At 64.8% G+C, this 21,592-nt stretch carries 17 protein-coding genes and 1 tRNA gene; 8 read left to right on the top strand and 10 right to left on the bottom strand.

What is annotated here, in order from left to right; translation table 11 throughout:
- Positions 1–24 precede the first annotated feature (24 nt).
- On the top strand, positions 25–705 hold the full coding sequence (locus tag GWK63_RS05120) for an HAD hydrolase-like protein (protein WP_007400033.1): 681 nt from the start codon (positions 25–27) through the stop codon (positions 703–705).
- 6 nt (positions 706–711) lie between these two features.
- Here the strand turns inward: GWK63_RS05120 and gyrB are convergent, their stop codons facing one another.
- The 6 genes from gyrB to mutM all read right to left on the bottom strand — a co-directional run bounded on the left by gyrB (position 712) and on the right by mutM (position 8,725).
- Positions 712–3,180, bottom strand: coding sequence for a DNA topoisomerase (ATP-hydrolyzing) subunit B (gyrB, locus tag GWK63_RS05115; protein ID WP_034932511.1), 2,469 nt, complete (start codon positions 3,178–3,180; stop codon positions 712–714).
- A 90-nt stretch (positions 3,181–3,270) separates the two neighbouring features.
- The gene (gene recF, locus GWK63_RS05110) at positions 3,271–4,395 is read right to left on the bottom strand and encodes a DNA replication/repair protein RecF (protein ID WP_007400031.1); all 1,125 of its coding nucleotides are present in this window, start codon (positions 4,393–4,395) and stop codon (positions 3,271–3,273) included.
- A gap of 25 nt (positions 4,396–4,420) precedes the next feature.
- Positions 4,421–5,545 (bottom strand): DNA polymerase III subunit beta, encoded by a 1,125-nt coding sequence (gene dnaN / locus GWK63_RS05105; protein ID WP_034932448.1) that lies wholly within the window; start codon positions 5,543–5,545, stop codon positions 4,421–4,423.
- 115 nt (positions 5,546–5,660) lie between these two features.
- Positions 5,661–7,121, bottom strand: coding sequence for a chromosomal replication initiator protein DnaA (dnaA, locus tag GWK63_RS05100; RefSeq protein WP_039999817.1), 1,461 nt, complete (start codon positions 7,119–7,121; stop codon positions 5,661–5,663).
- A 356-nt stretch (positions 7,122–7,477) separates the two neighbouring features.
- Positions 7,478–7,747 carry a 30S ribosomal protein S20 gene (gene rpsT, locus GWK63_RS05095; RefSeq protein WP_034932446.1) on the bottom strand — a complete coding sequence of 90 codons (270 nt, stop codon included), beginning with the start codon at positions 7,745–7,747 and terminating at the stop codon, positions 7,478–7,480.
- Positions 7,748–7,852: 105 nt separating this feature from the next.
- Entirely contained in the window at positions 7,853–8,725 is an 873-nt protein-coding gene (gene mutM, locus GWK63_RS05090; RefSeq protein WP_039999815.1) for a bifunctional DNA-formamidopyrimidine glycosylase/DNA-(apurinic or apyrimidinic site) lyase, read from the bottom strand.
- A 29-nt stretch (positions 8,726–8,754) separates the two neighbouring features.
- Between mutM and GWK63_RS05085 the strand changes: the two genes are divergently transcribed.
- From GWK63_RS05085 to GWK63_RS05065, 5 genes are read left to right on the top strand one after another with little or no spacing between them, the layout of a single operon-like run.
- Positions 8,755–9,552: a class I SAM-dependent methyltransferase gene (locus GWK63_RS05085; protein ID WP_039999812.1), complete on the top strand. Its 798-nt coding sequence runs from the start codon at positions 8,755–8,757 to the stop codon at positions 9,550–9,552.
- Positions 9,552–10,787 (top strand): bifunctional phosphopantothenoylcysteine decarboxylase/phosphopantothenate--cysteine ligase CoaBC, encoded by a 1,236-nt coding sequence (gene coaBC / locus GWK63_RS05080; protein ID WP_007400024.1) that lies wholly within the window; start codon positions 9,552–9,554, stop codon positions 10,785–10,787. Before GWK63_RS05085 ends, coaBC begins: the two co-directional genes overlap by 1 nt.
- Positions 10,784–11,248, top strand: coding sequence for a dUTP diphosphatase (gene dut, locus GWK63_RS05075; protein ID WP_007400023.1), 465 nt, complete (start codon positions 10,784–10,786; stop codon positions 11,246–11,248). The genes coaBC and dut overlap by 4 nt, the downstream gene beginning before the upstream one ends.
- Positions 11,245–12,963 carry an ABC transporter permease gene (locus GWK63_RS05070; RefSeq protein ID WP_007400022.1) on the top strand — a complete coding sequence of 573 codons (1,719 nt, stop codon included), beginning with the start codon at positions 11,245–11,247 and terminating at the stop codon, positions 12,961–12,963. Before dut ends, GWK63_RS05070 begins: the two co-directional genes overlap by 4 nt.
- Positions 12,964–12,969: 6 nt before the next feature.
- Complete coding sequence (locus tag GWK63_RS05065; RefSeq protein WP_007400021.1) at positions 12,970–14,325, top strand: ABC transporter ATP-binding protein; 1,356 nt, start codon at positions 12,970–12,972, stop codon at positions 14,323–14,325.
- Between the two features lie 110 nt (positions 14,326–14,435).
- Here GWK63_RS05065 and msrA read toward each other — a convergent pair whose 3' ends face one another.
- The 4 genes from msrA to GWK63_RS05045 all read right to left on the bottom strand — a co-directional run bounded on the left by msrA (position 14,436) and on the right by GWK63_RS05045 (position 20,245).
- A complete protein-coding gene (gene msrA / locus GWK63_RS05060) occupies positions 14,436–14,990 on the bottom strand; it encodes a peptide-methionine (S)-S-oxide reductase MsrA (RefSeq protein WP_007400020.1) in 555 nt (184 codons plus the stop codon).
- A 39-nt stretch (positions 14,991–15,029) separates the two neighbouring features.
- Positions 15,030–17,723, bottom strand: coding sequence for a valine--tRNA ligase (locus tag GWK63_RS05055; RefSeq protein WP_039999808.1), 2,694 nt, complete (start codon positions 17,721–17,723; stop codon positions 15,030–15,032).
- Between the two features lie 304 nt (positions 17,724–18,027).
- Complete coding sequence (locus tag GWK63_RS05050; RefSeq protein WP_039999806.1) at positions 18,028–19,461, bottom strand: TolC family outer membrane protein; 1,434 nt, start codon at positions 19,459–19,461, stop codon at positions 18,028–18,030.
- 97 nt (positions 19,462–19,558) lie between these two features.
- Complete coding sequence (locus GWK63_RS05045; protein WP_039999804.1) at positions 19,559–20,245, bottom strand: protein-L-isoaspartate O-methyltransferase family protein; 687 nt, start codon at positions 20,243–20,245, stop codon at positions 19,559–19,561.
- A 182-nt stretch (positions 20,246–20,427) separates the two neighbouring features.
- Between GWK63_RS05045 and GWK63_RS05040 the strand changes: the two genes are divergently transcribed.
- A tRNA-Cys gene (locus GWK63_RS05040) sits at positions 20,428–20,501 on the top strand.
- A gap of 415 nt (positions 20,502–20,916) precedes the next feature.
- Positions 20,917–21,504: a hypothetical protein gene (locus GWK63_RS05035; protein WP_166498134.1), complete on the top strand. Its 588-nt coding sequence runs from the start codon at positions 20,917–20,919 to the stop codon at positions 21,502–21,504.
- The last annotated feature ends 88 nt before the right edge of the window (positions 21,505–21,592 follow it).

The raw sequence follows: 21,592 nt of genomic DNA, 5'->3' as shown, positions 1-21,592 counted from the left end.
CGCCCGGATCATCACGAGGAGTTCATGATGACATCTTCCCTGCCCCGCCTGGCCGTTTTTGACATGGACGGCACGCTGATCGACAGCCTGCCCGACCTTGCCGCCTGCGCCAGCCGGCTGCTTGTGCATTACGGCCTGTCCCCGATCACCCCCGATCTTGTACGTCCCATGGTTGGCGATGGCGTGGCGATGCTTGTCCGCCGCCTGCTTGCCCATGCCGGACCGGCTGCAACGGGAATTGACCCCACCGAGGCCACGACCCGCTACATGGCCGATTATACCCCGCATTCAACCGACCTGTCCCGCCCCTTTCCCGGCACGGAGACCATGCTGGCCCGCCTGCGGGCGGACGGATGGCACATGGCTGTCTGCACCAACAAGCCCGTTGCCGCCGCGCGCCATATCCTGAAAGGTCTGGGACTGGAGGACTGGTTTATCGCGGTTGGCGGGGGCGACAGTTTCGCCGCCCGCAAGCCCGACCCGTGCCCCCTGCTGGGCACCATAGAACTGGCGGGCGGCGACCCGCGCCGCGCCATCATGACCGGGGACCATCATAACGACGTGGCCTGCGCCCTTGGCGCGCATGTCCCCGCCATATTCGCCCGCTGGGGTTACGGGCAACCGGACATGGAAGCCGGTGCCACGGTTGGCGCCGATTCCATTGCCGAAATTGCCCGCCTGGCAGGCGAACTGATCCCGGCCTGACGGCTGCTACACGTCGAGATTGGCAACCTTGAGCGCGTTGCCCACAATGAAGTCGCGGCGGGGTTCGACCACATCGCCCATCAGGGTGGAGAAGACCTGCGCCGCATTCTCGATGTCACCCACCTTGACCTGCAGCAGCGTGCGCATGGCGGGGTCCAGCGTGGTTTCCCACAGCTGCTCGTCATTCATCTCGCCCAGGCCCTTGAAGCGGTTGATGGACAGGCCCTTGCGGCCCTGCGCCAGAATCCGTTCATACAGCGATGCCGGACCATTGAAGGACTGGGGCGCGCCATCCAGCAGCAGGGTGATCGGCTGCGTGAAATCGGCCACAAGCCGCGCATGGCGTTCAGCCAGCCAGCGCACTTCCGCACTCCGCAGGGCCGTGGCCTCCAGCCGGTAAACTTCCCCGACACCGCGCACGCTGCGCGCCATTTCAAGCCCGCTGTTACTGACCGCGACCTTCCACCCACGCTCGGCCGGGGGGGAAACCGCATCCAGCCTTGCCTGCAGGTCCACGATCCGCTCCGGCATGGCCTGCAGGTCGGGACGCAGCACGCCCGCGATGGCCGCCTGTTCCAGCACCCATACCGGCACCCGCGCCGACAGGCGCGACAGGGCACGCGTCACGTCACGGATGAACAGGACTTCGGCACGCATGGCCTCGCCCGTGAGTTCACGCCCGTCGGCATAACGCAGCGCCGCATTGGCCAGCGCCTTGTCCAGCAGGTAAGATTCAAGGGCGGCATCATCCTTCAGGTACCGCTCGTCATTGCCCCGCTTGGCGCGGTACAGCGGCGGCTGGGCGATATACAGGTACCCCTTCTCAATCAGTTCGGGCATCTGGCGGAAGAAGAAGGTCAGCAGCAGCGTGCGGATGTGCGAGCCATCCACGTCGGCATCGGTCATGATGACAATGCGGTGGTAGCGCAGTTTCTCGATGGAAAAGCCGCCATGTTCCACGTCACCCCGGCCGATGCCGGTGCCCAGCGCCGTGATCAGCGTGCCGATTTCAGCCGAGCCGAGCATACGGTCGAAACGCGCGCGCTCCACATTGAGGATCTTGCCCTTGAGCGGCAGGATCGCCTGAAAGCGCCGGTCCCGCCCCTGCTTGGCGGTGCCGCCCGCCGAATCCCCCTCAACCAGGAACAGTTCACATTTGGAAGGGTCACGCTCCTGACAGTCCGCCAGCTTGCCCGGCAGGGAAGAAATGTCCAGCACACCCTTGCGCCGCGTCAGTTCCCGCGCACGGCGCGCGGCCTCACGGGCGGCTGCGGCATCCATCACCTTGGCCACGATGTGGCGGGCTTCCTTGGGGTGGGTCTCGAACCAGTGGGAGATCATGTCGGCTGCGGCCGCATGCACCACCGGCTGCACTTCGGAGGAGACCAGCTTGTCCTTGGTCTGGGATGAAAATTTGGGGTCGGGCACCTTGACCGACAGCACGGCGGTCAGGCCCTCGCGCATGTCCTCGCCATTCAGGGCGTGGCTGTCCTTCTTGGTGGCGTTCGCTTCGGCATACCGGCCCACCACACGGGTCAGCGCCTGACGGAAACCGGCCAGATGCGAGCCGCCGTCACGCTGCGGAATATTGTTGGTGAAGCACAGCATGGTTTCATGGAAGCTGTCGTTCCATGTCAGCGCGAATTCGACCTTGATGCCATTTTCATCATTCTGCAGGCTGCCGGTGATCGGCGGCTCGACAATGGCGGTCTTGCCCTGGTCCAGCCATTCCACGAAGGCGCACAGGCCGCCTTCGTAATGGAAGTTTTCCTCCCGCGCGGGCTCATGGCGCTCATCGCGCAGGACAATCTTCAGCCCGGAATTGAGGAAGGCCAGCTCACGCAGGCGGCGCTCAAGGATCGGGAACTCGAATTCGACCTTGGCAAAGGTCTGGGCGCTGGGCTTGAAGGTGACCTGCGTGCCGCGTGGCTCGGCACTTTCCCCCACCACGCGCAGCGCCTCGTCACGCTCGCCATGGCGGAAACGGATCACATGCTCCCGGCCTTCACGCCAGATGCGCACTTCCATCCATTCGGACAGCGCGTTGACCACCGCCGCCCCCACGCCGTGCAACCCGCCCGAGACCTTGTAGGAGTTCTGGTTGAACTTGCCCCCCGCATGCAACTTGGTCAGCACGACTTCGGCGGCACTTACCCCTTCCTCATGATGCATGTCGGTCGGGATGCCGCGCCCGTCATCGCGCACGGTCACGCTGCCATCGCCATTGAGCGTCACGATACAGGTGGTTGCAAACCCGGCCTGTGCCTCATCCACGGCGTTATCAATGATCTCGAAGGCCATGTGATGCAGGCCCGAACCATCATCGGTATCACCAATATACATGCCGGGGCGCTTGCGTACCGCATCAAGCCCGCGCAGAACCGAGATGGATGCCGCATCGTAATCCGCAGCGGGAGGGATGCTGCCTGCGACCTCGGCATCGTGTTTCTGGTCGGGACTGGATTGATCGGACATGCCGGCAGATGCTCCACAGCGGATAACAACAAAACAACAGAATGCATTATAGCCCGAACCGGCCCCCGTAACCAGCATTCCCGGCCGAAATCATGCACCGTGTGCAAGATTGCCCTCACCCGGCGTCACGAATTCGGCGCTCTGGCGGAGCGGGTCAAACTGTTCCCTGTCCGTTCCGGTCAGCATCACCCCGGTCCGCATGCGGCCCATGGCATGGAACAGGGCATCACGCCGCGCCGCATCCAGATGCACCAGCGGTTCATCCAGCAGCAGCAGCGGGGCCTGCCCCCGGCAGGCGGTCAGAATCCGGGCATGCGAGAGTATGATACCCACCAGCAGCGCCTTCTGCTGGCCCGTGCTGGACTGGCCGGCCGGTCGGTCCGTCAGCCGGTCGGCCATGTGCAGGTCGGCCCGGTGGGCGCCAAAACGGCTGCCACCGCGCTGCCGGTCCACCGCGCGCGTGCCGGCCAGGCATTCGGCCAGCCAGTCTTCCACCGCCAGCGCGGGTTCGTGTGCCAGACGCCGTGCGATCACACAGTCCAGCGCAAGCCGGGCGGCGGGAAAACCATCAAGCAGGGCCTGCCCGTCGGCATTGAGGCGCGCCACCATGTCCGCCCGTGCCGCCGTGGCCGCCACCGCATGCCGGGCCATGGTCCGCTCCAGCGCGGCCAGCCAGTGCGGGTCCGCCCCGTACTGCGCCAGCACGCGGCCGCGTTGCAGCATGGCCCGGTCATGCGCCGCCACTTCCCGCGCGTGGCCGGGTTCCAGCGCCAGGACCAGCCGGTCCAGAAAGCGGCGACGTCCGGCAGCGCCTTCCTGAAACAGGCGGTCCATCTGCGGTGTCAGCCATACGGCGGCAAAATATCCGGAAATACCATCGCGGTTACGCAGGGTCTGGCCATCTACCCGGAACGTCCGACGCTCGGGCCGGAGCGGGTCCGCCCCCGTGGCCAGCGATACCGGCAGGCCATCCGGCCCCGGCAAGTCCGCCACGTCGGCCGCGATCCCCCACAGGGCCTCGCCATGCCGGGGCAGTTCATCCATGCGTGCCCCACGCAGGCCACGACCCGGCGCCAGCAGGGACAGCGCTTCAAGCAGATTGGTCTTGCCGCTGCCATTCGGCCCGGTAATGACCGTGACCGCCCGCTGCGGCCGCCATGAAAGATGGCGGTAATTACGGAAATCCGTCAGCACCAGCCGGTTGACAAAGGCCATGCCGGGGTAGCCTGGCCCGGCGCGCTTACACGCGCATCGGCATCAGCACGTACAGCGCGGAAGGACTGTCCACGTCGCGCACGATGGTCGGGGCCGAACTGTCGGAAAACGCGAATTCGACCTCACGCTCCACCTGATCGGTAATATCGTTGAGGTAGCGGGCCTGAAAACCGATCTCGATTGGACTGGCCGCATAGGAGACGTGGTTTTCATCCAGTTCCTCGGTGGCCGTGCCCTGGTCCTGGCTGGCGGCGGACAGCGTAAGCAGGTTGTGTCCCATGCTCAGCTTGACCGGGCGCGAACGCTCCTGGCTGATCGCGGCCACGCGCGATACGGCATCGGAGAAGATCTTCTTGCCCACACGCAGGATCTTGTCATTGCCGTGCGGAATCACACGCTCGTATTCGGGAAAGGTCCCGTCGATCAGTTTCGAGGTCAGCGTGATGTTGCCGATCGAGAACTGGATGCGCGTGTCGGACAGCGCCACGGCCACCTGCTCCGGGCCTTCATCCAGCAGCTTGCGCAGTTCGGCCACGGTCTTGCGCGGCACGATCACGCCGGGCATGCCCGCGCTGCCCGCGGGCAGTTCGGTCTCGACCCGGGCCAGACGGTGGCCATCGGTCGCAACCGCGCGCAGGACCGGCCCCGTCTCGCCTTCCGCCACATGCAGGAAGATGCCGTTGAGGTAGTAGCGCGTCTCCTCGGTGGAGATGGCAAAGCGCGTGCGGTCGATCAGGCCGCGCAGCACCTGGGCCGGCATGCTGAATTCATGCGGCAGCGCCCCGGCCATCATGGAGGGGAAATCATCCACGTCCAGCACGTTCAGGCTGGTGGCGAACCGCCCGGCCCGCAGCCCCAGCGGCGCGTCACCGCCCGCATGGTCAAGTTCCACCTGCGCGCCATCGGGCAGCTTGCGCACGATCTCGTACAGGACCGCAGCCGGCGCCGTCACCGCGCCATCGCGCTGTGTTTCGGCCGCAACGCCTTCCACCACCGCAATTTCCATGTCGGTTGCGGTCAGCGTCATCGCCCCGTCCACGACATTGATCAGCACGTTGGCCAGAATGGGGATGGTATTGCGCTTCTCGGCAACGCTCTGGATATGGGCCAGTGCCTTGAGCAGCGTTACGCGGTCGGCCTTCAACTTCATCGGTACGATATCCTCCACCCCGCGCCACGATCGGGCAACGCCATGACGGGGCCGACATGTCTAGCAGGCGTGCACGACACAGGTAAAGGGGCGCGGGTGCCCCTGTGGCCCGGCATCAGCTTTCCAGCATGCGGCGCAGCAGTTCCACATCCTCGGCAAAGGCCGGGTCTTCCGCCATGAGGCCCGTCACGCGGGAGACGGCATGGATGACGGTGGTGTGGTCACGATTACCGAACTTGCGCCCGATTTCCGGCAGGGAGCGGCTGGTCAGCTGCTTGGCCAGGTACATCGCCACCTGCCGGGGGCGGGCCACCGCCCGCGCACGGCGCGCGGAAGACATGTCGGTCAGGCGGATGTTCCAGTGCTCGGCCACCTTGCGCTGGATTTCCTCGATCGTGACACGACGGTCATGCGCCTTGAGGATGTCGTGCAGCACATCCTGCGTCGCCTCCAGTGTTACGGGGCGGCCGAACAGGTTGGCATGGGCGATCAGGCGGTTGAGCGCGCCCTCAAGCTCGCGCACGTTCGACGTGATCTTGTGCGCAAGGAATTCCAGCACCTTGGCGGGCACCACCACGCCGGATGCGGTGGCCTTGGCCTCAAGGATGGAAATGCGCAGTTCGAACGTGGTGGCGTGGATATCGGCCACCATGCCGCAGCCAAGGCGGGTGCGCAGCCTGTCCTCCAGCCCCGACAGGTCGGAAGGCGACTTGTCGGCCGAGACCACGATCTGCCGCCCCGCATCCACCAGTGCATTGAAGGTGTGGAAGAATTCTTCCTGCGTGTTGTCCTTGCCGATCAGGAACTGCAGGTCATCGATCATCAGCACATCGACGGAACGCAGCTGCTCCTTGAATTCCATGGTGGACTGGGAGCGGATGGCGGCGATGAAGCGGTACATGAACTTCTCGGCCGACATGTACGCCACCGAAACCCGCCCCTCCCGCACCAGTTCGGCGCCGATGGAATGCATGAGATGGGTCTTGCCCAGCCCAACCCCGCCGTACAGGAACAGCGGATTGAATCCGGGGCTGGAGGGCTGCTCGGCCACGCGGCGGGCGCAGGCATAGGCGAATTCGTTGGGTTTGCCCACGACGAAAGTGTCAAACGTGAAGCGCTGGTCCAGCGGGGCAGCCAGATCGGTACGCACCTCGGCAGGGCGCGGCTCCTCGGGCACTGGCGCGGATGCCGCCGGACGGGGGGCCGCCCTGTCGGGCGACGGGGCGGCGGGTACGGGGGGCGTATCCTCCCGCCCCGCGGGCGCGGCATCGGTGGCAGGGCGGGCAACCTGCAGTTCCACGCGCCGGATGGCGGGCACTTCCGCGTTCCACAGCGTGCCCAGCCGGTCACCATACTGCCCGCGCACCCAGTCCCGCAGGAAGCGGGTGGGCAGGTAGAGGGTAATCTCATCCTCATCCACCGGGCCGACCGTGATCTGGCGCAGCCATGTGCGGTATTCGACCTCCCCCACCTCGACCTTCAGCCGTTCGCAAATGCGCGACCAGTGAATGGCGAGCACACTTTTCTGCGCGTTGGCTTCCGCCACAGCGTCATAGCCTCCCAGTCCACCCGTCATATCCGCTCCCGGCCATATGGGGCACGGCCGCCATGCGCCCCCGCGCATGCCCCCTGCCCCCTTATTCAACCTGTTCCGCAACGCCATCCGCCCCGCACAGGGCAGGCGGACGGCCGTGCCCCCGACACGACCCACAATCCGGCCCGAACGGGCCGGATCAACGATGACGCTGGAGTTATCCACACAAGCTAGAGCACGGGATGGTACGAAGCAACGGGAATCTGCCGCCCCACCATCAAAACCCGATTACGTCTGGCAACAGAAATACAAAAAGGGCTGCAACCGCCAATATTGACGGCGCGCAGCCCCTTCCGTTACTTCCGAAATTCTTTCAGGCGAAAGAAAACGGCCGTATATTACGCGGCAGCAAGCGACTTGATGCGTGCGGACAGGCGGGAAATACGGCGTGCGACCGTGTTGGCATGCATAACACCCTTGCCAACGGCGCGCTGCAGTTCCGGCTGGGCCTCACGCAGGGCGACAGCGGCCTCGTCCTTCTTGCCGGCCAGAATAGCGGTCTCCACCTTCTTGACAAAGGTGCGCACGCGCGACATGCGCGCCGTGTTGCGGGCGTTGCGGACTTCGTTCTGACGGATGCGCTTGCGCGCGGATGCTGTATTGGCCATTGCTCTCAGTTCATCTGCATAAATCAGGTTACGGCGGTCCGCCACCCGATCGTTGCGGACATCCACATATCAGGCAGGCGGTCTAGTCCACCCGGGGCCTGTTCGTCAAGACAAGTCTTTGCCCCCATCGTTTTTCATCCCCTGCCGGCGGGGGCAGAAAAAGGTCGAACGCCCGGACTGGGTGATGCGCACCACCCCGCCACACACGGGCGGGCCGGGGCAGTCAGGGCAGCCCTGCCCCGCGCGCCCATATACACGCCATGCATGCTGGAAATAACCCAGCTCCCCATCGGGTTGCACGTAATCACGTAGGCTTGAGCCGCCAGCGGCGATCGCCTCTTCCAGCACGGCACGGATTTCGGTGGCAAGCCGGTCATATTCCGCCCCGCTCACGTCACCTGCGGCGCACGCGGGGTGGATACCGGCACGGAACAGGGCTTCAGACACATATATATTGCCCAGGCCCGCCACCACGCGCTGGTCCAGCAGCAGCGCCTTGATACTGCTGCGCCGCCCCCTGCCGCGCGCGGCAAGCCATGCGCCATCAAAGCGGTTGCCCAGCGGCTCCGGCCCCATGCCCGCCAGCAGGCGGTGGCCTTCCACCGCACTGGCGGGCACCAGGTCGACCATGCCGAAGCGGCGCGGGTCAACCAGCCCGCAGCGCGCGCCCTCGGCCGTTTCAATCACCAGATGTTCGTGCAGCGCGGGGGAAACAGTCCCTGCCGGCGTCGAGAGCAGCACGCGCCCCGACATGCCCAGATGCACGACCAGCACCATGCCACCCGAAAGGGTGATGAGGATATATTTTCCCCGCCGGGCGAATCCATCCACCCTGCGCCCCGCGAGCGCATCAGCCAGACCGGGGGGAAACGGCCATCGCAGCCCGGTATGGTGCGTGCTGGCGCGTGAAATAGTGTGGCCTTCAAGATGCACTCGCATCCCGCGCATCACAGTTTCGACTTCAGGGAGTTCCGGCATGGCCTCATCTGGGGTTATACCTGTGCATCATGACCGACAATAGCCAGCCACACCACCCCTCCCCTTCCGCAGGCCGTCCCGGTGACCGCTCGGCGGATACCACCGATTTCGGCTTCCGCGATGTGCCATTGCGCGAGAAGAAATCCCTGGTCCGCAACGTCTTTGACAGCGTGGCCTCCAAATACGACATCATGAATGACGTCATGTCGCTTGGAATCCACCGCGCGTGGAAGAAGATATTCGTCAACGAACTCGCCCCGCATCCCGACCTGTCGCTGCTCGACCTGGCCGGCGGCACGGGTGACATCTCGTTCGGCTGGCTGCGCGGTGGCGGTGGCCCCGCCATCCTGTCCGACATCAATGTCAGCATGCTGAGCGTGGGCCGCAACCGCGCGCTGGAGCGCGGGCTTGTGTCCGGCCTCAACTTCGTGGCCGTCGATGCCGAGGCCATTCCCCTGGCCGACAATTCGGTGGACCGCGTCTCCATCGCCTTCGGCCTGCGCAACTGCACCGACAAGCTGCAGGTACTGCGTGAGGCACGGCGCATCCTGCGTCCCGGCGGGCGGTTCCTGTGCCTTGAATTCTCCCGCGTGCAGGTCGCGGCCTTCGCCCCGGTCTACGATGCCTGGTCCTTCCATGTGCTGCCCCGCATGGGGGCTGCAATCGCGGGCGACCGGGAAAGCTACCAGTACCTGGCCGAGAGCATCCGCATGTTTCCCGATCAGGAAACGCTGGCCGACATGATGCGCGAGGCCGGGCTTGAGCGTGTCTCCTACCAGAATCTGTCGGGCGGGATTGCCGCGATCCACTCCGGCTGGAAGATCTGATGGGGGCACCGGCGGAACGCTCTGTCCTGCTGGTGGTATGCGGGGGCATTGCCGCCTACAAGGCGCTGGAGCTTGCCCGCAGGCTGCGTGAGCACGGCATGCGCGTCCGCCCGGTGCTGACGGCGGCGGGTGCCCGATTCGTCACCCCTATGGCGCTGCAGGCGCTGTGCGGGGAGCGGGTATCGGGTGACCTGTTTTCCCTGACCGAGGAAAGCGAGATGGGCCATATCGCCCTTTCGCGCAGCAGCGACCTGATCGTGGTCTGCCCCGCCACGGCCGACATCCTTGCCCGCATGGCGGCAGGGCTTGCCGATGATCTGGCCACCACCCTGCTGCTGGCCACCGATACCCCCGTGCTTGTTGCCCCCGCCATGAACGTACGGATGTGGGAACACCCTGCCACGCAGGCGAATGTCGCCACCCTGCGCGCGCGTGGCGTGGCCTTCGTGGGGCCGGAGCACGGGCTTATGGCATGCAACGAGACCGGCCCGGGCCGCCTGGCCGAGCCGGAAGCCATACTGGCCGCCATCCTATGCCAACTGGATGAGGATAAACCCCTGTCCGGATACACCGCGCTGGTGACCGCCGGGCCAACCCATGAACCTGTTGATCCGGTGCGCTACCTGGCCAACCGCTCATCGGGCACGCAGGGCTATGCCATCGCTACGGCACTGGCACAGGCGGGGGCCACGGTCACGCTGGTCAGCGGGCCGACCACGCTGCCCGACCCGCCCGGCGTCACCACCATACGGGTGGAGACAGCGCGTGACATGCTGGATGCCTGCCAGCAGGCGCTGCCGTGTGACATCGCCATCTGCGCCGCCGCCGTGGCCGACTGGCATGTCGCCCCCAGCGCCCAGAAGATCAAGAAAACGGCAGACAGTACGCCGCCCGTGCTGCATCTGGTCCCGAACCCGGACATTCTGGCCACCCTGAGCCAGCCCTCCCCCAACCGCCCCCGTCTGGTCATCGGCTTTGCGGCGGAAACCGAGCATGTCCTGGCCCACGCCACCGCCAAGCGCCTGCGCAAGGGATGTGACTGGATGGTGGCCAATGATGTCAGTCCCGCCACCGGCATCATGGGCGGGAGGGAAAACGAGATCATCCTGATTGACAATGCGGGATCCGCACACTGGCCCCGACTGGACAAGCTTCAGGTCGCCCATCGGCTGGTCGCGCGGATCGCAGCCTTCCTTCACCCAGCCCAAGCGAAACCTGACGGACTCCAGACATGACCACGACCGCCCCCCTTTCCATCCAGGTCCGCCGCCTGCCCCACGCGCACGGCCTGCCCCTGCCATCCTACGCCACGGACGGAGCGGCGGGGATGGACCTGCTGGCCGCCGTGAGCGAACCCGTGACCATACAGCCCGGTGGCCGCGCGCTGGTGCCCACGGGGCTGTGCGTGGCCCTGCCCCGGGGCTTCGAGCTACAGGTGCGCCCCCGCTCGGGCCTGGCGCTGAAGCATGGCATTACGCTACCCAATTCGCCCGGCACGATCGATGAGGATTACCGCGGCGAGATCGGCATCATCATCCTCAATGCCGGCAGCGCGCCCTTTGTCATCGAACGCGGCATGCGCATCGCGCAGGGCGTGCTGGCCCCGATCGTGCGCGGGACATGGGTCGAATATGCGGAACTGGAAGAAACGGCACGCGGCGCGGGCGGCTTTGGCAGTACGGGCACCGCAGGGTGAGTGAAACCGGACTGCCGGGCAACCTGCGTGTCCGCCCCAACCTGGCGGACCTGCTGGGGCTGCTGGCGATCATGGCGGGGGCGGCTGTCATTGCCACTGCCGGCCGCCACATGCTGGTGCCCATTCCCGCCAGCGAGACGGGCACCATACACCTCAGCCCCGCATGGCTGCCCGCCTATGCCGTGCGAACCACGCTGCGCATGTTCGCAGCCCTTGCGGCATCGCTGGTCTTTACCTTCACCTATGCGGTCTGGGCGGCCAAGAGCAGGCGGGCGGCGCAGGTGCTCATTCCCCTGCTCGACATCCTGCAATCCGTGCCCATCCTGGGGTTCCTGACCTTTACGGTCGTATTCTTCCTTGGCCTGTTTCCGGGCCGGATGATGGGGGCGGAACTGGCCGCCATCTTCACCATCTTTACCAGCCAGGCCTGGAACATGGCCTTTGCCATGTACCAGGCGCTACGCACCGTCCCGCCCGATCTGGAGGAAGCGGCGCGCTGCTTCGGCCTGACACCATGGCAGCGTTTCTGGCGGCTGGAAGTGCCCTTTGCCATTCCATCACTGGTCTGGAACACCATGATTTCCATGTCCGGCGGATGGTTCATGGTCGTGTATTCCGAAACGATCACGGTGGGCAGTACCGACATCGCCCTGCCCGGAATCGGTTCCTATGTTGGCGTGGCCATAGAACAGCGCAACATAGGGGCGATTTTCTACGCCATCATCGCCATGCTGGCGGTCATCACCATCTATGACCAGTTGCTGTTCCGCCCGCTGGTGGCATGGTCCGCCCGGTTCAGCACCGATGATGGCGCGACCATGGCCGCCCCTGACCCATGGGTGCTGACCCTGCTGCGCCGGACCCACCTGCTGCGCCAGTTCTGCCTGCGGCTGGGTGACACCATGACGCGCATCGGCTGGCTGGCTATAGGCCCGCGTCCCTCGCAGCCCGTCCGCGCCATCATTCCTTCCCGCCTGATGGACGGGGCATGGGGCATGGCACTGGCGGTCTGTGCGCTGACCATCGGCTGGAAGACGTGGACCTACGGCAGTTCCCATTACAGCGTGGCGCAGGTGCTGCATGTGGTCATGCTGGGCGGGATCACGCTGCTGCGGGTCATGGGCACGGTTATCGTGGCCTCACTGGTGTGGGTACCGCTTGGCATATGGCTGGGCCTGTCCCCCCGCCGGGCACGGCATGCGCAGATGGCGGCACAGTTCATGGCGGCCTTTCCGGCCAACCTGTTCTTCCCGCTTATGGTGATCGGGATCGTGCACTGGCATCTGAACAGCAATATCTGGCTGACCCCGCTCATGCTGCTGGGCACGCAGTGGTATATCCTGTTCAATATCGTGGCGGGTGCCTCTTCCTATCCCGGTGACCTGCTGGAAGCTGCCAGGAACTTCCATGTCAGGGGCTGGCTGTGGTGGCGGCGCATCATGCTGCCGGGCATCATGCCCTATTTCATTACCGGGGCGCTGACCGCATCGGGCGGGGCATGGAACGCGGCCATCGCAACCGAAGTGGCAAGCTGGGGTGACACCACGCTCAGCGCGCAGGGCCTGGGCGCCTATATCGCGCATGCCACCGTGGCGGGTGCGACCGACCGGGTGGGGCTGGGCATGGCCATCATGGCGGGCTTCGTGCTGCTGCTCAACCGCGTACTCTGGCGCCCGCTCGCCAATTATGCCGCCCGGCACTATACCTTTGACTGAGAGTTCATGATGCAGCCCAACACCGCCGCCCCCACCACGGCAAAGACCGGGACGGAGCTTGTCCGGATCGTCAACTGCCGCCAGGCCTATCACAAGGAAAGTGCCACCGACCTTGTGGTGCTGGACGGGGTCAACCTGTCCATACGCAGCGGGGAAATCGTGGGGCTGCTGGGCCGGTCGGGTTCGGGCAAGTCCACGCTTCTGCGCATCATCGCGGGGCTGCTGCCGCCCACATCGGGCGAGGTGATCTGGAAGGGCAGGAAGCTGGAAGGCCCGGCGGATGGCATTTCCATGGTGTTCCAGTCCTTTGCCCTGTTCCCGTGGCTGACGGTACAGAAGAATGTGGAACTGGGGCTGGAAGCACAGGGTGTTGCGCCCGCCGAACGTGAGAAACTGGCGGAAGATGCCATTCACCTGATCGGCCTTGGCGGGTACGAGAACGCCTATCCCAAGGAACTGTCGGGCGGGATGCGCCAGCGCGTTGGGCTGGCGCGTGCGCTGGTGGTGCGACCCGACCTGCTTTTGATGGACGAGCCCTTTTCCGCGCTGGACGTGCTGACGGCAGAGAACCTGCGCACCGACCTGGTGGAACTGTGGGCGGAAAAGAAACTGCCCATCCAGTCCATCCTGCTTGTTACCCATAATATCGAGGAAGCGGTGCTGATGTGTGACCGCATCCTCATCTTCTCCTCCAATCCCGGAAGGGTGGCGTACGAACTGCAGGTCCCCTTCGAACACCCCCGCAACCGCGAGGACATGGCCTTCCGCCAGTTCGTGGACCGGATTTACGCACTCATGACCCGTCGCGCACCGGTCGTGTCGGAAGCGGACATGGCCGATCCCGAGATGCGGCATGTGCAGATTACCGCCGATGCCGTGGCCCTGCCCGCGCTGCCGATCAACACCATTGTGGGCATGATGGAAACCCTGGCGGCGGACCCGCTGCATGGCCGCGCCGACCTGCCGCTGCTGGCCAGCCGGCTGCAGCTTGAACTCGATGACCTGTTCCCCCTGGGCGAATCCCTGCAACTGCTGGGCTTTGCCGAACTGGAGGACGGGGACATCCTGCTGACCCCCGAGGGCTTGCGTTTTGTCCAGAGCGAGCATGACACGCGCAAGACGATCCTGCGCGCCAGCATGCTGCACAACCTGCCCATGGTACGCACCATCCGCGCGGTGCTGGACGAACGGCCCAACCACCGTGCCTCCGCCGAGCGCTTCCGTGACGAACTGGAGGACAGCATGTCCCCCGACTATGCCCGCCAGACATTGCAGACCCTGATCGGCTGGGCGCGCTATGCGGAACTGTTCGACTTTGATGAGGAAGCCGACCAGCTTTTCCTTGAGGACGAAACCGAGTAGACGCGTTTGAAAAAATAGAAGTCTTTGGTGAAGCTTTTTTCAAAAAGCTTCAAGGAACGCCGCCTTTTTGAAAAAAGGCGGCACCCAAAAACTTTTATTCCCTTTTCATACTAACCCGCCGTATCCACCAGCCGGTCACGGAACAGGCGGCGCATCTTGGCGATCTTGGGCGGGATGACCGCGTTGCAATACGGATTGCCGGGATTACGGGCAAAGTAGTCCCGGTGATAATCCTCCGCCGGCCAGAAATGATCCAGCTTTACAATCTCGGTCACCAGCGGGTTCGGCCACACACCTGCCGCCGCGATCTCGTCACGAATGGCGCAGGCAGTCTTTTCCTGCTGTGCATCCTGCCAGAAAATGGCGGAACGGTACTGCGTGCCCACATCATTGCCCTGCCGGTTGAGCGTGGTGGGGTCATGCATGACAAAGAAGATACGCAGCAGGTCGGCGCAGGACAGTTCGGCGGGGTCGAACGTCACGCGCACGACCTCCGCATGGCCGGTGCGACCCGTGCAGACCTGCTCGTAGGTCGGGTTGGGGGTCTGGCCGCCCGCATAGCCGGGTTCGATCGCCTGCACGCCGCGCAGTTCCCTGAACGGGGCTTCAATGCACCAGAAGCAGCCCCCGCCCAGCACCAGTGTTTCCAATGCCTGTCCGGTCATATCTGCGTCTCCCCCTGTTCCATGCGGTTGTAGCGGGCCTCAGCCGATACGGGCCAGGGCCGCCTGCAGGCGCGTGCGTTCCGCCATGAACGCATCCAGCCGCTCGCGGTTTTCCGCCACCACTTCCGGCTTGGCACGGGCAACGAAATCCGCATTGCCCAGCTTGCGCTCGACCTTGGTGATCTCGCCCTCCACCTTGGCGCATTCCTTTTCCAGACGCAGGCGTTCCTGCGCGATGTCAATGATGCCCGCAAGCGGGATGACCAGCGTCGCCTCATCCACCACAAGCTGGGCCGCGCCCTGCGGCATGTCGCCTTCCAGCGGCAGCACTTCGGATACGCGGGCCATGCGGCCAATGGCTTCCGACCACTGGGCCGCGCGCGCCACGGTGGTGGCGGATGCATCACGCAGCAGCACCGGGGCAAGGCGGGATGGTGGCACGTTCATTTCCGAGCGCACGGTGCGGATGGCGCTGATGAAGCGGATCAGCCACTCCATCTCGTCACGGGCTGCCGCCGCTCCTTCCAGATGTTCGGGCTGCGGCCACGGCGCGGTCATGAGCGTGCCTTCCGCCCCGAAGCCGAAATGCTGCCACAGCGTATCGGTCATGAAGGGGGTCACGGGCTGCATCAGGCGCAGGATGGTACCCAGCACATGGGCCGCCACCGCCCGCGTCTCGACCGCTTCCGCCGTCTCGCCCGCGCCAAAGACCGGCTTGGCGAATTCAAGGAACCAGTCACAGAAGCAGTTCCACACAAAGCGGTAGCAGGTCGCGGCATATTCATCAAAACGGAAGGATTCGAGCGCCTTCGTGGCGTCTTCCACCGCCTGGGCCAGTTCGGCCAGAATCCACCGCCCCAGCGGGGACCGGACGCTGGCGGGGCTGAACCCTTCAACCGGCGCCACGCCGTTCATTTCGCAAAACCGCGCGGCGTTCCAGATCTTGGTCATGAAGGAACGGTATTCCTCCACCCGCTTGCGGCCCAGCTTGACGTCACGCCCCAGCCCGGTCAGCGCGCAGATGCAAAAGCGCGTGGCATCCGCGCCATAGGTGTCGATCATTTCCAGCGGGTCAATGCCGTTGCCCTTGGACTTGGACATCTTCTGCCCACGCTCATCGCGCACCAGCCCGTGGATGAACACCTTGCGAAACGGCACATCCTTCATGAAGTGCAGGCCCATCATCATCATCCGCGCAACCCAGAAGAAGATGATGTCAAAACCCGTAACCAGAACATCGGTCGGGTAGTAGCGTGCAAGGTCCGCCGTCCGCTCCGGCCAGCCAAGGGTGGAGAACGGCCACAGGGCGGAGGAGAACCATGTGTCCAGCACGTCCTCGTCCCGTGTCAGCGCCGTGTCCTGCCCGTAATGGCTGCGGGCCTGTGCTGTCGCGTCGGCCTCGTCATGGGCTACGAACACATGTCCGTCCGGGCCGTACCACGCCGGGATGCGGTGCCCCCACCACAACTGGCGGCTGATGCACCAGGGCTGGATGTCGCGCATCCAGGCGTAGAAGGTGTTTTCCCACTGCCGGGGCACGAATTCGATCTGGCCACTTTCAACCGCTTCGATCGCGGGACCGGCCAGGGTCTTGGCATCACAGTACCACTGGGTGGTCAGGCGCGGCTCGACCACGGCACCGCTGCGTTCGGCATGGGGTACCTGGTTGGTGTGGGGCTCGATCTTTTCCAGCCATTCCAGGCGTTCCAACTCGGCCACCATCGCCTTGCGCGCCGCATCCCGCGGCATGCCCTCCAGCGTGCGGACGAAGGCGGGATCGGCCAGCCCTTCCTCCGCCCGCAGTTCGCCCTCGATCTCGGCCAGCGTGATGCGCGCTTCCTCATCCAGCACGCTGGGCATGTCCAGCCTGTGGCGGCGGCCGACCTCAAAATCGTTGAAGTCATGGGCGGGCGTGATCTTGACCGCGCCGCTGCCCTTGGTCGGGTCGGAATGTTCATCGGCCACAATGGGAATGCGGCGGCCGGTCAGCGGCAGGATGACGTTCCTGCCCACAAGATCGGCATAACGCGCGTCATCGGGGTGGACGGCCACGGCCATGTCACCCAGCATGGTCTCGGGCCGGGTGGTGGCGACCGTGATGGTGCGGCCCGGCTGCCCCTCGACAGGGTAGCGGATATACCACAGGCTGCCACGCGTCTCGCGGTTGTCCACTTCCAGGTCCGAAATGGCGGAACGGAAAGCCGGGTCCCAGTTGACCAGACGGCGGTCGCGGTAGATCAGCCCCTCACGATAGAGGGTGACGAACACCTCTTTCACCGCGTCCGACAGGCCATCATCCATGGTGAAGCGTTCGCGCTTCCAGTCCAGTGAACTGCCAAGGCGGCGCAGCTGTTTCGTAATGCCGCCGCCGGATTCGGCCTTCCATTCCCACACACGCTCGACAAAGGCGTCGCGGCCCATTTCCTGGCGGGACGTACCCTCCTTCTGCAGCATCCGCTCGACCACAAGCTGGGTGGCGATACCGGCATGGTCGGTGCCCGGCTGCCACAGCACGTCGCGCCCCTGCATGCGGCGCCAGCGGATGAGCGTGTCCTGCAATGTCATGGTCAGGGCATGACCGATATGCAGCGTGCCCGTCACGTTGGGCGGCGGGATCATGATGGTATAGGGCGCGGCCGTGCTGGCTGGCTGTGCGCCAAAGGCGCCGCTGGCCTCCCACAGGGCATAGAGGGAAGTTTCTGTCCCGTCGGGGGAGAACGACTTGTCAAGCATCACGAAAAACCAGATCCACCATAATCAGACGCAGGGCCGGACAAGACGCCCGACCAAGGGCAGATATACCCCAAACCGGCGCGAAGGGAACGCCACTGCCGCAATCTTTATGCGCGCCTGCCGGATGGACGGGTATCGTGCGCCGCAAGGAACCGTTTCCCATCGTCCTGCCAGAAATTGTCGGGTAAATCAGGCAGGCGCTTCCGGGAAAACCTTTTTCAGAATGCTTCCGGTTACGTCTTTGAAGAAAGGCGACCCCCAGAAACTTTTATCTGTCACCGATTGTCTGTTTTTAAAGACTTCCCTAGCGGCCGGGCTGGCTGGTGGCGTAGTCACTTATCCCCCACAGCCGGTCATGCACGGCATGATAATAGGCGCGCTCATCATATAGCGGCACATCAAGGTTGAGATCACGCGCCGTCAGGCGGCCAATGGCCGCTGTGGCCTGATAGGTGGACTGGACAAGGTTGCCCGCGCTGCGGACCAGCGCGATCTGGGCCTGCAGCAGGGTTTCCTGCTGCTGGAGCACGGACAGCGTGGTGGTGGTGCCCACAATGGCCTGACGCTGCATGCCGTGCAGGGCGGTGGCATCGGCGGCCACGGCCTCGCGGTTGCTGTCGATGGCCGCCCGGTTGGCCTGCATGCGCTGCCAGCTTGCCGCGGCCAGCTGCACCGCGGTCCGGCGCTGCACGTCCACCGCCTGTGCGGCTTCCGCCGCCTGCTGGCGGGCCATGCGCACGGCGGCATATTCCCCACCCCCCTGATAAAGGGGCAGGGATGCGGTTACGACGGCATATTTATTGTCCGCCAGCGAACGCCCTTCATCCTGATTGATGCCGTGCATGTAGGCCGCCTGTGCATTGATGGTGGGCATGAGGGCGGCAAAGGCCACACCGACCGCATCCTTCTTCGCGGCTTCATCAAACAGGGCGGCGATGACCTGCGGGTTGTTCTGAACCGCCTGTGTCATGATTTCCTGTTCGGTACGCAGCGGCAGCACCAGCGGCTGGGGCGGGGTCAGGTCGTCGGGCGCGTCGGTTCCCACGACCTGGCGGTAGGTGGCACGGTCGGCCTGCAACGTGCCTTCGGCCAGCTGCCGCACCGCCCGCGCATTGGCCAGCGCGCCCTGCGCCTGCGCGACATCGGTATGGGTAATCTCACCACCATGGGCGCGCAGTTCGGTGGCGCGCAGCTGGGCGGCGTAGACCTGTTCGTTATTGATGTCGATGCTCAGGATCTGTTCGTCCTCGACCACGTTGATGTAGGCATTGACCACATCGGTAAAGACCAGCTGCTCCGCCGCGATCAGCCGGGCGCGTTCGGCCATGACCGCATGGCGGGCCTTGTGCGTGGTGGCCGTGGTCTTGCCACCGGTATAGATGGGCTGGGCAATGCTGACGCCACCGGAATAGCCGGGTGTGTCGTACTGGCGGGCATACCCGTCTTCCCCCGCCGTGGGGGCCATGCGGGTCACACCGGAATAATAGGACATGGAGGCGGTACCGGTAATGGTCGGCCGCCAGCCCCCCAGCGCCTGGGGCACCTGTTCATCGGTTGCGCGCAGGCTGGCACGCTCCTGACGCAGGACCGGATTGCTCAGGTAAGCCGCCGCCAGAGCCGCACTGAGGGTATGCGGCACCTCCGTGCCGGGTGGGTCCATATGGGGCGTGCGCCCCAGTGCCGTGCCGCAGCACAGGATGGCCGCGCTCCCCGTTCCGATTACCCACTGACCCTTCATTGCCTCACCTGCCACCTGACATGCCATGCAGGGCCCTGGCCCTGACGGCACGTCTAGCAGCAGGATATTGCCCCCACGTTAACCGGGGACACGGGCATCAGAACACGAAGGCCGGGGCCGGTTCCAGTTCGGGCAGGAGGGGAACCGCCGCGTCGAACAGCGGCTGCGCCGCACTACCCTGCGGGGTGGGCAGCACAAGGCTGACCGATGTCACCCCCCCATCGGCACATATGGGCGCGATGATCCGCCCCCCTTCGGCCAGTTGCGCCACCAGTGCCGGGGGCACCTGCCGCACCGCGCCATCGATCAGGATCAGGTCATAGGGGCCATCAGCCGCATCCCCCTTTACCAGCGCGCCTTCGTGCCAGTGAACGTCCGGCGCCCATTGCCGGCACAGGTCCCGGCCAGCTGCCGCCAGCCGTGCATCCGATTCCAGTGCCGTGACCACAAGCCCCTGCCCCATGCCGGCCAGCAGCGCGGCCACATAACCCGTGCCCGCGCCCACGACCAGAACCCGTGCCCCGGGATGGATGTCGGCCACCTGCAGCATGCGGCCGGTCACGCGTGGTTCGGTCAGGTAGCGCCCCTCGCCCAGCGGCAGGTTCTGGTCGGCATAGGCGAAGGCCCGCAATGCGGGCGGTACCGCCAGTTCACGCGGCAGCGCGCGCATGGCGGCGATCACCGCCGGGTTGCTGACCTGCGCGGGACGGATCTGCGCATCCACCATGCGCTGGCGGGCGGCTACGGGATCAAGCGGGGCGTAATCGGGGTCTGTCCTGTCCATAACGTTTCCTTGAAGCATGGCACCCAGGCCCTGGGTATCGCGCTGCGGCCCGGCCGGACGGGCGGGAAGTTCCCGGCTTTTTTCATATTTATGCGCCCCTTTTACACGGAAACAACGCCCGACCCGCACACAACGGCTTGACCTGCACCACATTTCGGCAGATATACCCCCTGTGTCGCTGAGGTCTGGTGGCAGAATGGTGATGCAGCGGACTGCAAATCCGCGTACGTGGGTTCGATTCCCGCCCAGACCTCCAGTCCATCCCCGTCAGGGGAGGACAATGATTGACACAATCCCCGAAAATCTGCCGTTTCCTTTCCTCATGCTACGATAGCCAATGACGGGGAAAGACGCCGGATGAGCAGGTGTAGCGGGAATATCCCAGCTCACAGCCTTCGCGCCTTTCCACTGGCCCTGCAACCGATACGGCGCCAAGGCGTTCTTCGTCATGGTCGTGATGCTGCGGGGCGGCCGTGCGGATGGTGCCCGCCAATAACCAGCATGACGAGGACGTCCTGTCATGCCTGCATGTTGTTCCCTTCTGCCGGAAACGCATTCCCCTGTTCTGCGACTTTTAATGAATTTGAAAATTTTAACCGCGACCATGGTCCCGGATTCATATCAGACAGGAATCATTACAGACATGATGACAAACATATGACAGGAATATCATGAAAAAGATGATCCTGTGCCTGGGCATGCTGGGTATGGCAGGCTGTGCCGCGCAGCCTTCGGCGGTCACTGCGCAATACGTCAATCCCGAACCCTTCATGCGCCGGACCTGCGCACAACTGGCCTGGCTGGACGAAACGGACACACAGGCCCTTGCCACGGCGGGCACCCGCGCACCGGCATATGCCCGCCCTTCAACACCCGGCCAGATCAGGGGGGAACTGGAAGCCGTCCATACCGCCGAACGGGGCAAGAACTGCGTCGGCCGCTATAACGCTACGGATTATGACAGCAGCGGCGCGGTCTATCCCGACCGGATACTGCCAGACAGCACCGCCCCGGCCGCCACGCCCCTGCCACGCTCCCTGCCCGCCCGGCCCGATGTGAATGCAGGCACAGGCACAGGCACAGGCACAGGCACAGGCACAGGCAGCATCACAGCCCATTCCTCGGTCGCACAGCAGAAACTCTCCACGCCGGGCTACACGTCCCCTGCCAGCCGCCCCGCCAGCTACCCCACCCCCACCATGCCGGTACCGGCCGCGGGCTATACATCCCCTTCCTATTCCACCAGTCCGTTCCAGTAACCGCGCCCGCTGCCTGGCCACCGGAACCGGCCGCCTCCGTTCCCGGCCATACGGTGGATATATCCATCACAGGGTTCATCAGGCATAC

The organism is Komagataeibacter rhaeticus (genome assembly GCF_011611525.1).
Lineage (GTDB): Bacteria > Pseudomonadota > Alphaproteobacteria > Acetobacterales > Acetobacteraceae > Komagataeibacter > Komagataeibacter rhaeticus.
The sequence above is the reverse complement of the archived record's forward strand: the minus strand, read 5'-3'. Positions and strand labels throughout refer to the sequence as shown.

Coding starts and splice junctions, on each gene's coding strand:
- GWK63_RS05120 (WP_007400033.1), top strand. CDS start 25: ATGATGACATCTTCCCTGCCCCGCCTGGCCGTTTTTGACATGGACGGC.
- gyrB (WP_034932511.1), bottom strand. CDS start 3,180: ATGTCCGATCAATCCAGTCCCGACCAGAAACACGATGCCGAGGTCGCA.
- recF (WP_007400031.1), bottom strand. CDS start 4,395: ATGGCCTTTGTCAACCGGCTGGTGCTGACGGATTTCCGTAATTACCGC.
- dnaN (WP_034932448.1), bottom strand. CDS start 5,545: ATGAAGTTGAAGGCCGACCGCGTAACGCTGCTCAAGGCACTGGCCCAT.
- dnaA (WP_039999817.1), bottom strand. CDS start 7,121: ATGACGGGTGGACTGGGAGGCTATGACGCTGTGGCGGAAGCCAACGCG.
- rpsT (WP_034932446.1), bottom strand. CDS start 7,747: ATGGCCAATACAGCATCCGCGCGCAAGCGCATCCGTCAGAACGAAGTC.
- mutM (WP_039999815.1), bottom strand. CDS start 8,725: ATGCCGGAACTCCCTGAAGTCGAAACTGTGATGCGCGGGATGCGAGTG.
- GWK63_RS05085 (WP_039999812.1), top strand. CDS start 8,755: ATGACCGACAATAGCCAGCCACACCACCCCTCCCCTTCCGCAGGCCGT.
- coaBC (WP_007400024.1), top strand. CDS start 9,552: ATGGGGGCACCGGCGGAACGCTCTGTCCTGCTGGTGGTATGCGGGGGC.
- dut (WP_007400023.1), top strand. CDS start 10,784: ATGACCACGACCGCCCCCCTTTCCATCCAGGTCCGCCGCCTGCCCCAC.
- GWK63_RS05065 (WP_007400021.1), top strand. CDS start 12,970: ATGATGCAGCCCAACACCGCCGCCCCCACCACGGCAAAGACCGGGACG.
- msrA (WP_007400020.1), bottom strand. CDS start 14,990: ATGACCGGACAGGCATTGGAAACACTGGTGCTGGGCGGGGGCTGCTTC.
- GWK63_RS05055 (WP_039999808.1), bottom strand. CDS start 17,723: ATGCTTGACAAGTCGTTCTCCCCCGACGGGACAGAAACTTCCCTCTAT.
- GWK63_RS05050 (WP_039999806.1), bottom strand. CDS start 19,461: ATGAAGGGTCAGTGGGTAATCGGAACGGGGAGCGCGGCCATCCTGTGC.
- GWK63_RS05045 (WP_039999804.1), bottom strand. CDS start 20,245: ATGGACAGGACAGACCCCGATTACGCCCCGCTTGATCCCGTAGCCGCC.
- GWK63_RS05035 (WP_166498134.1), top strand. CDS start 20,917: ATGAAAAAGATGATCCTGTGCCTGGGCATGCTGGGTATGGCAGGCTGT.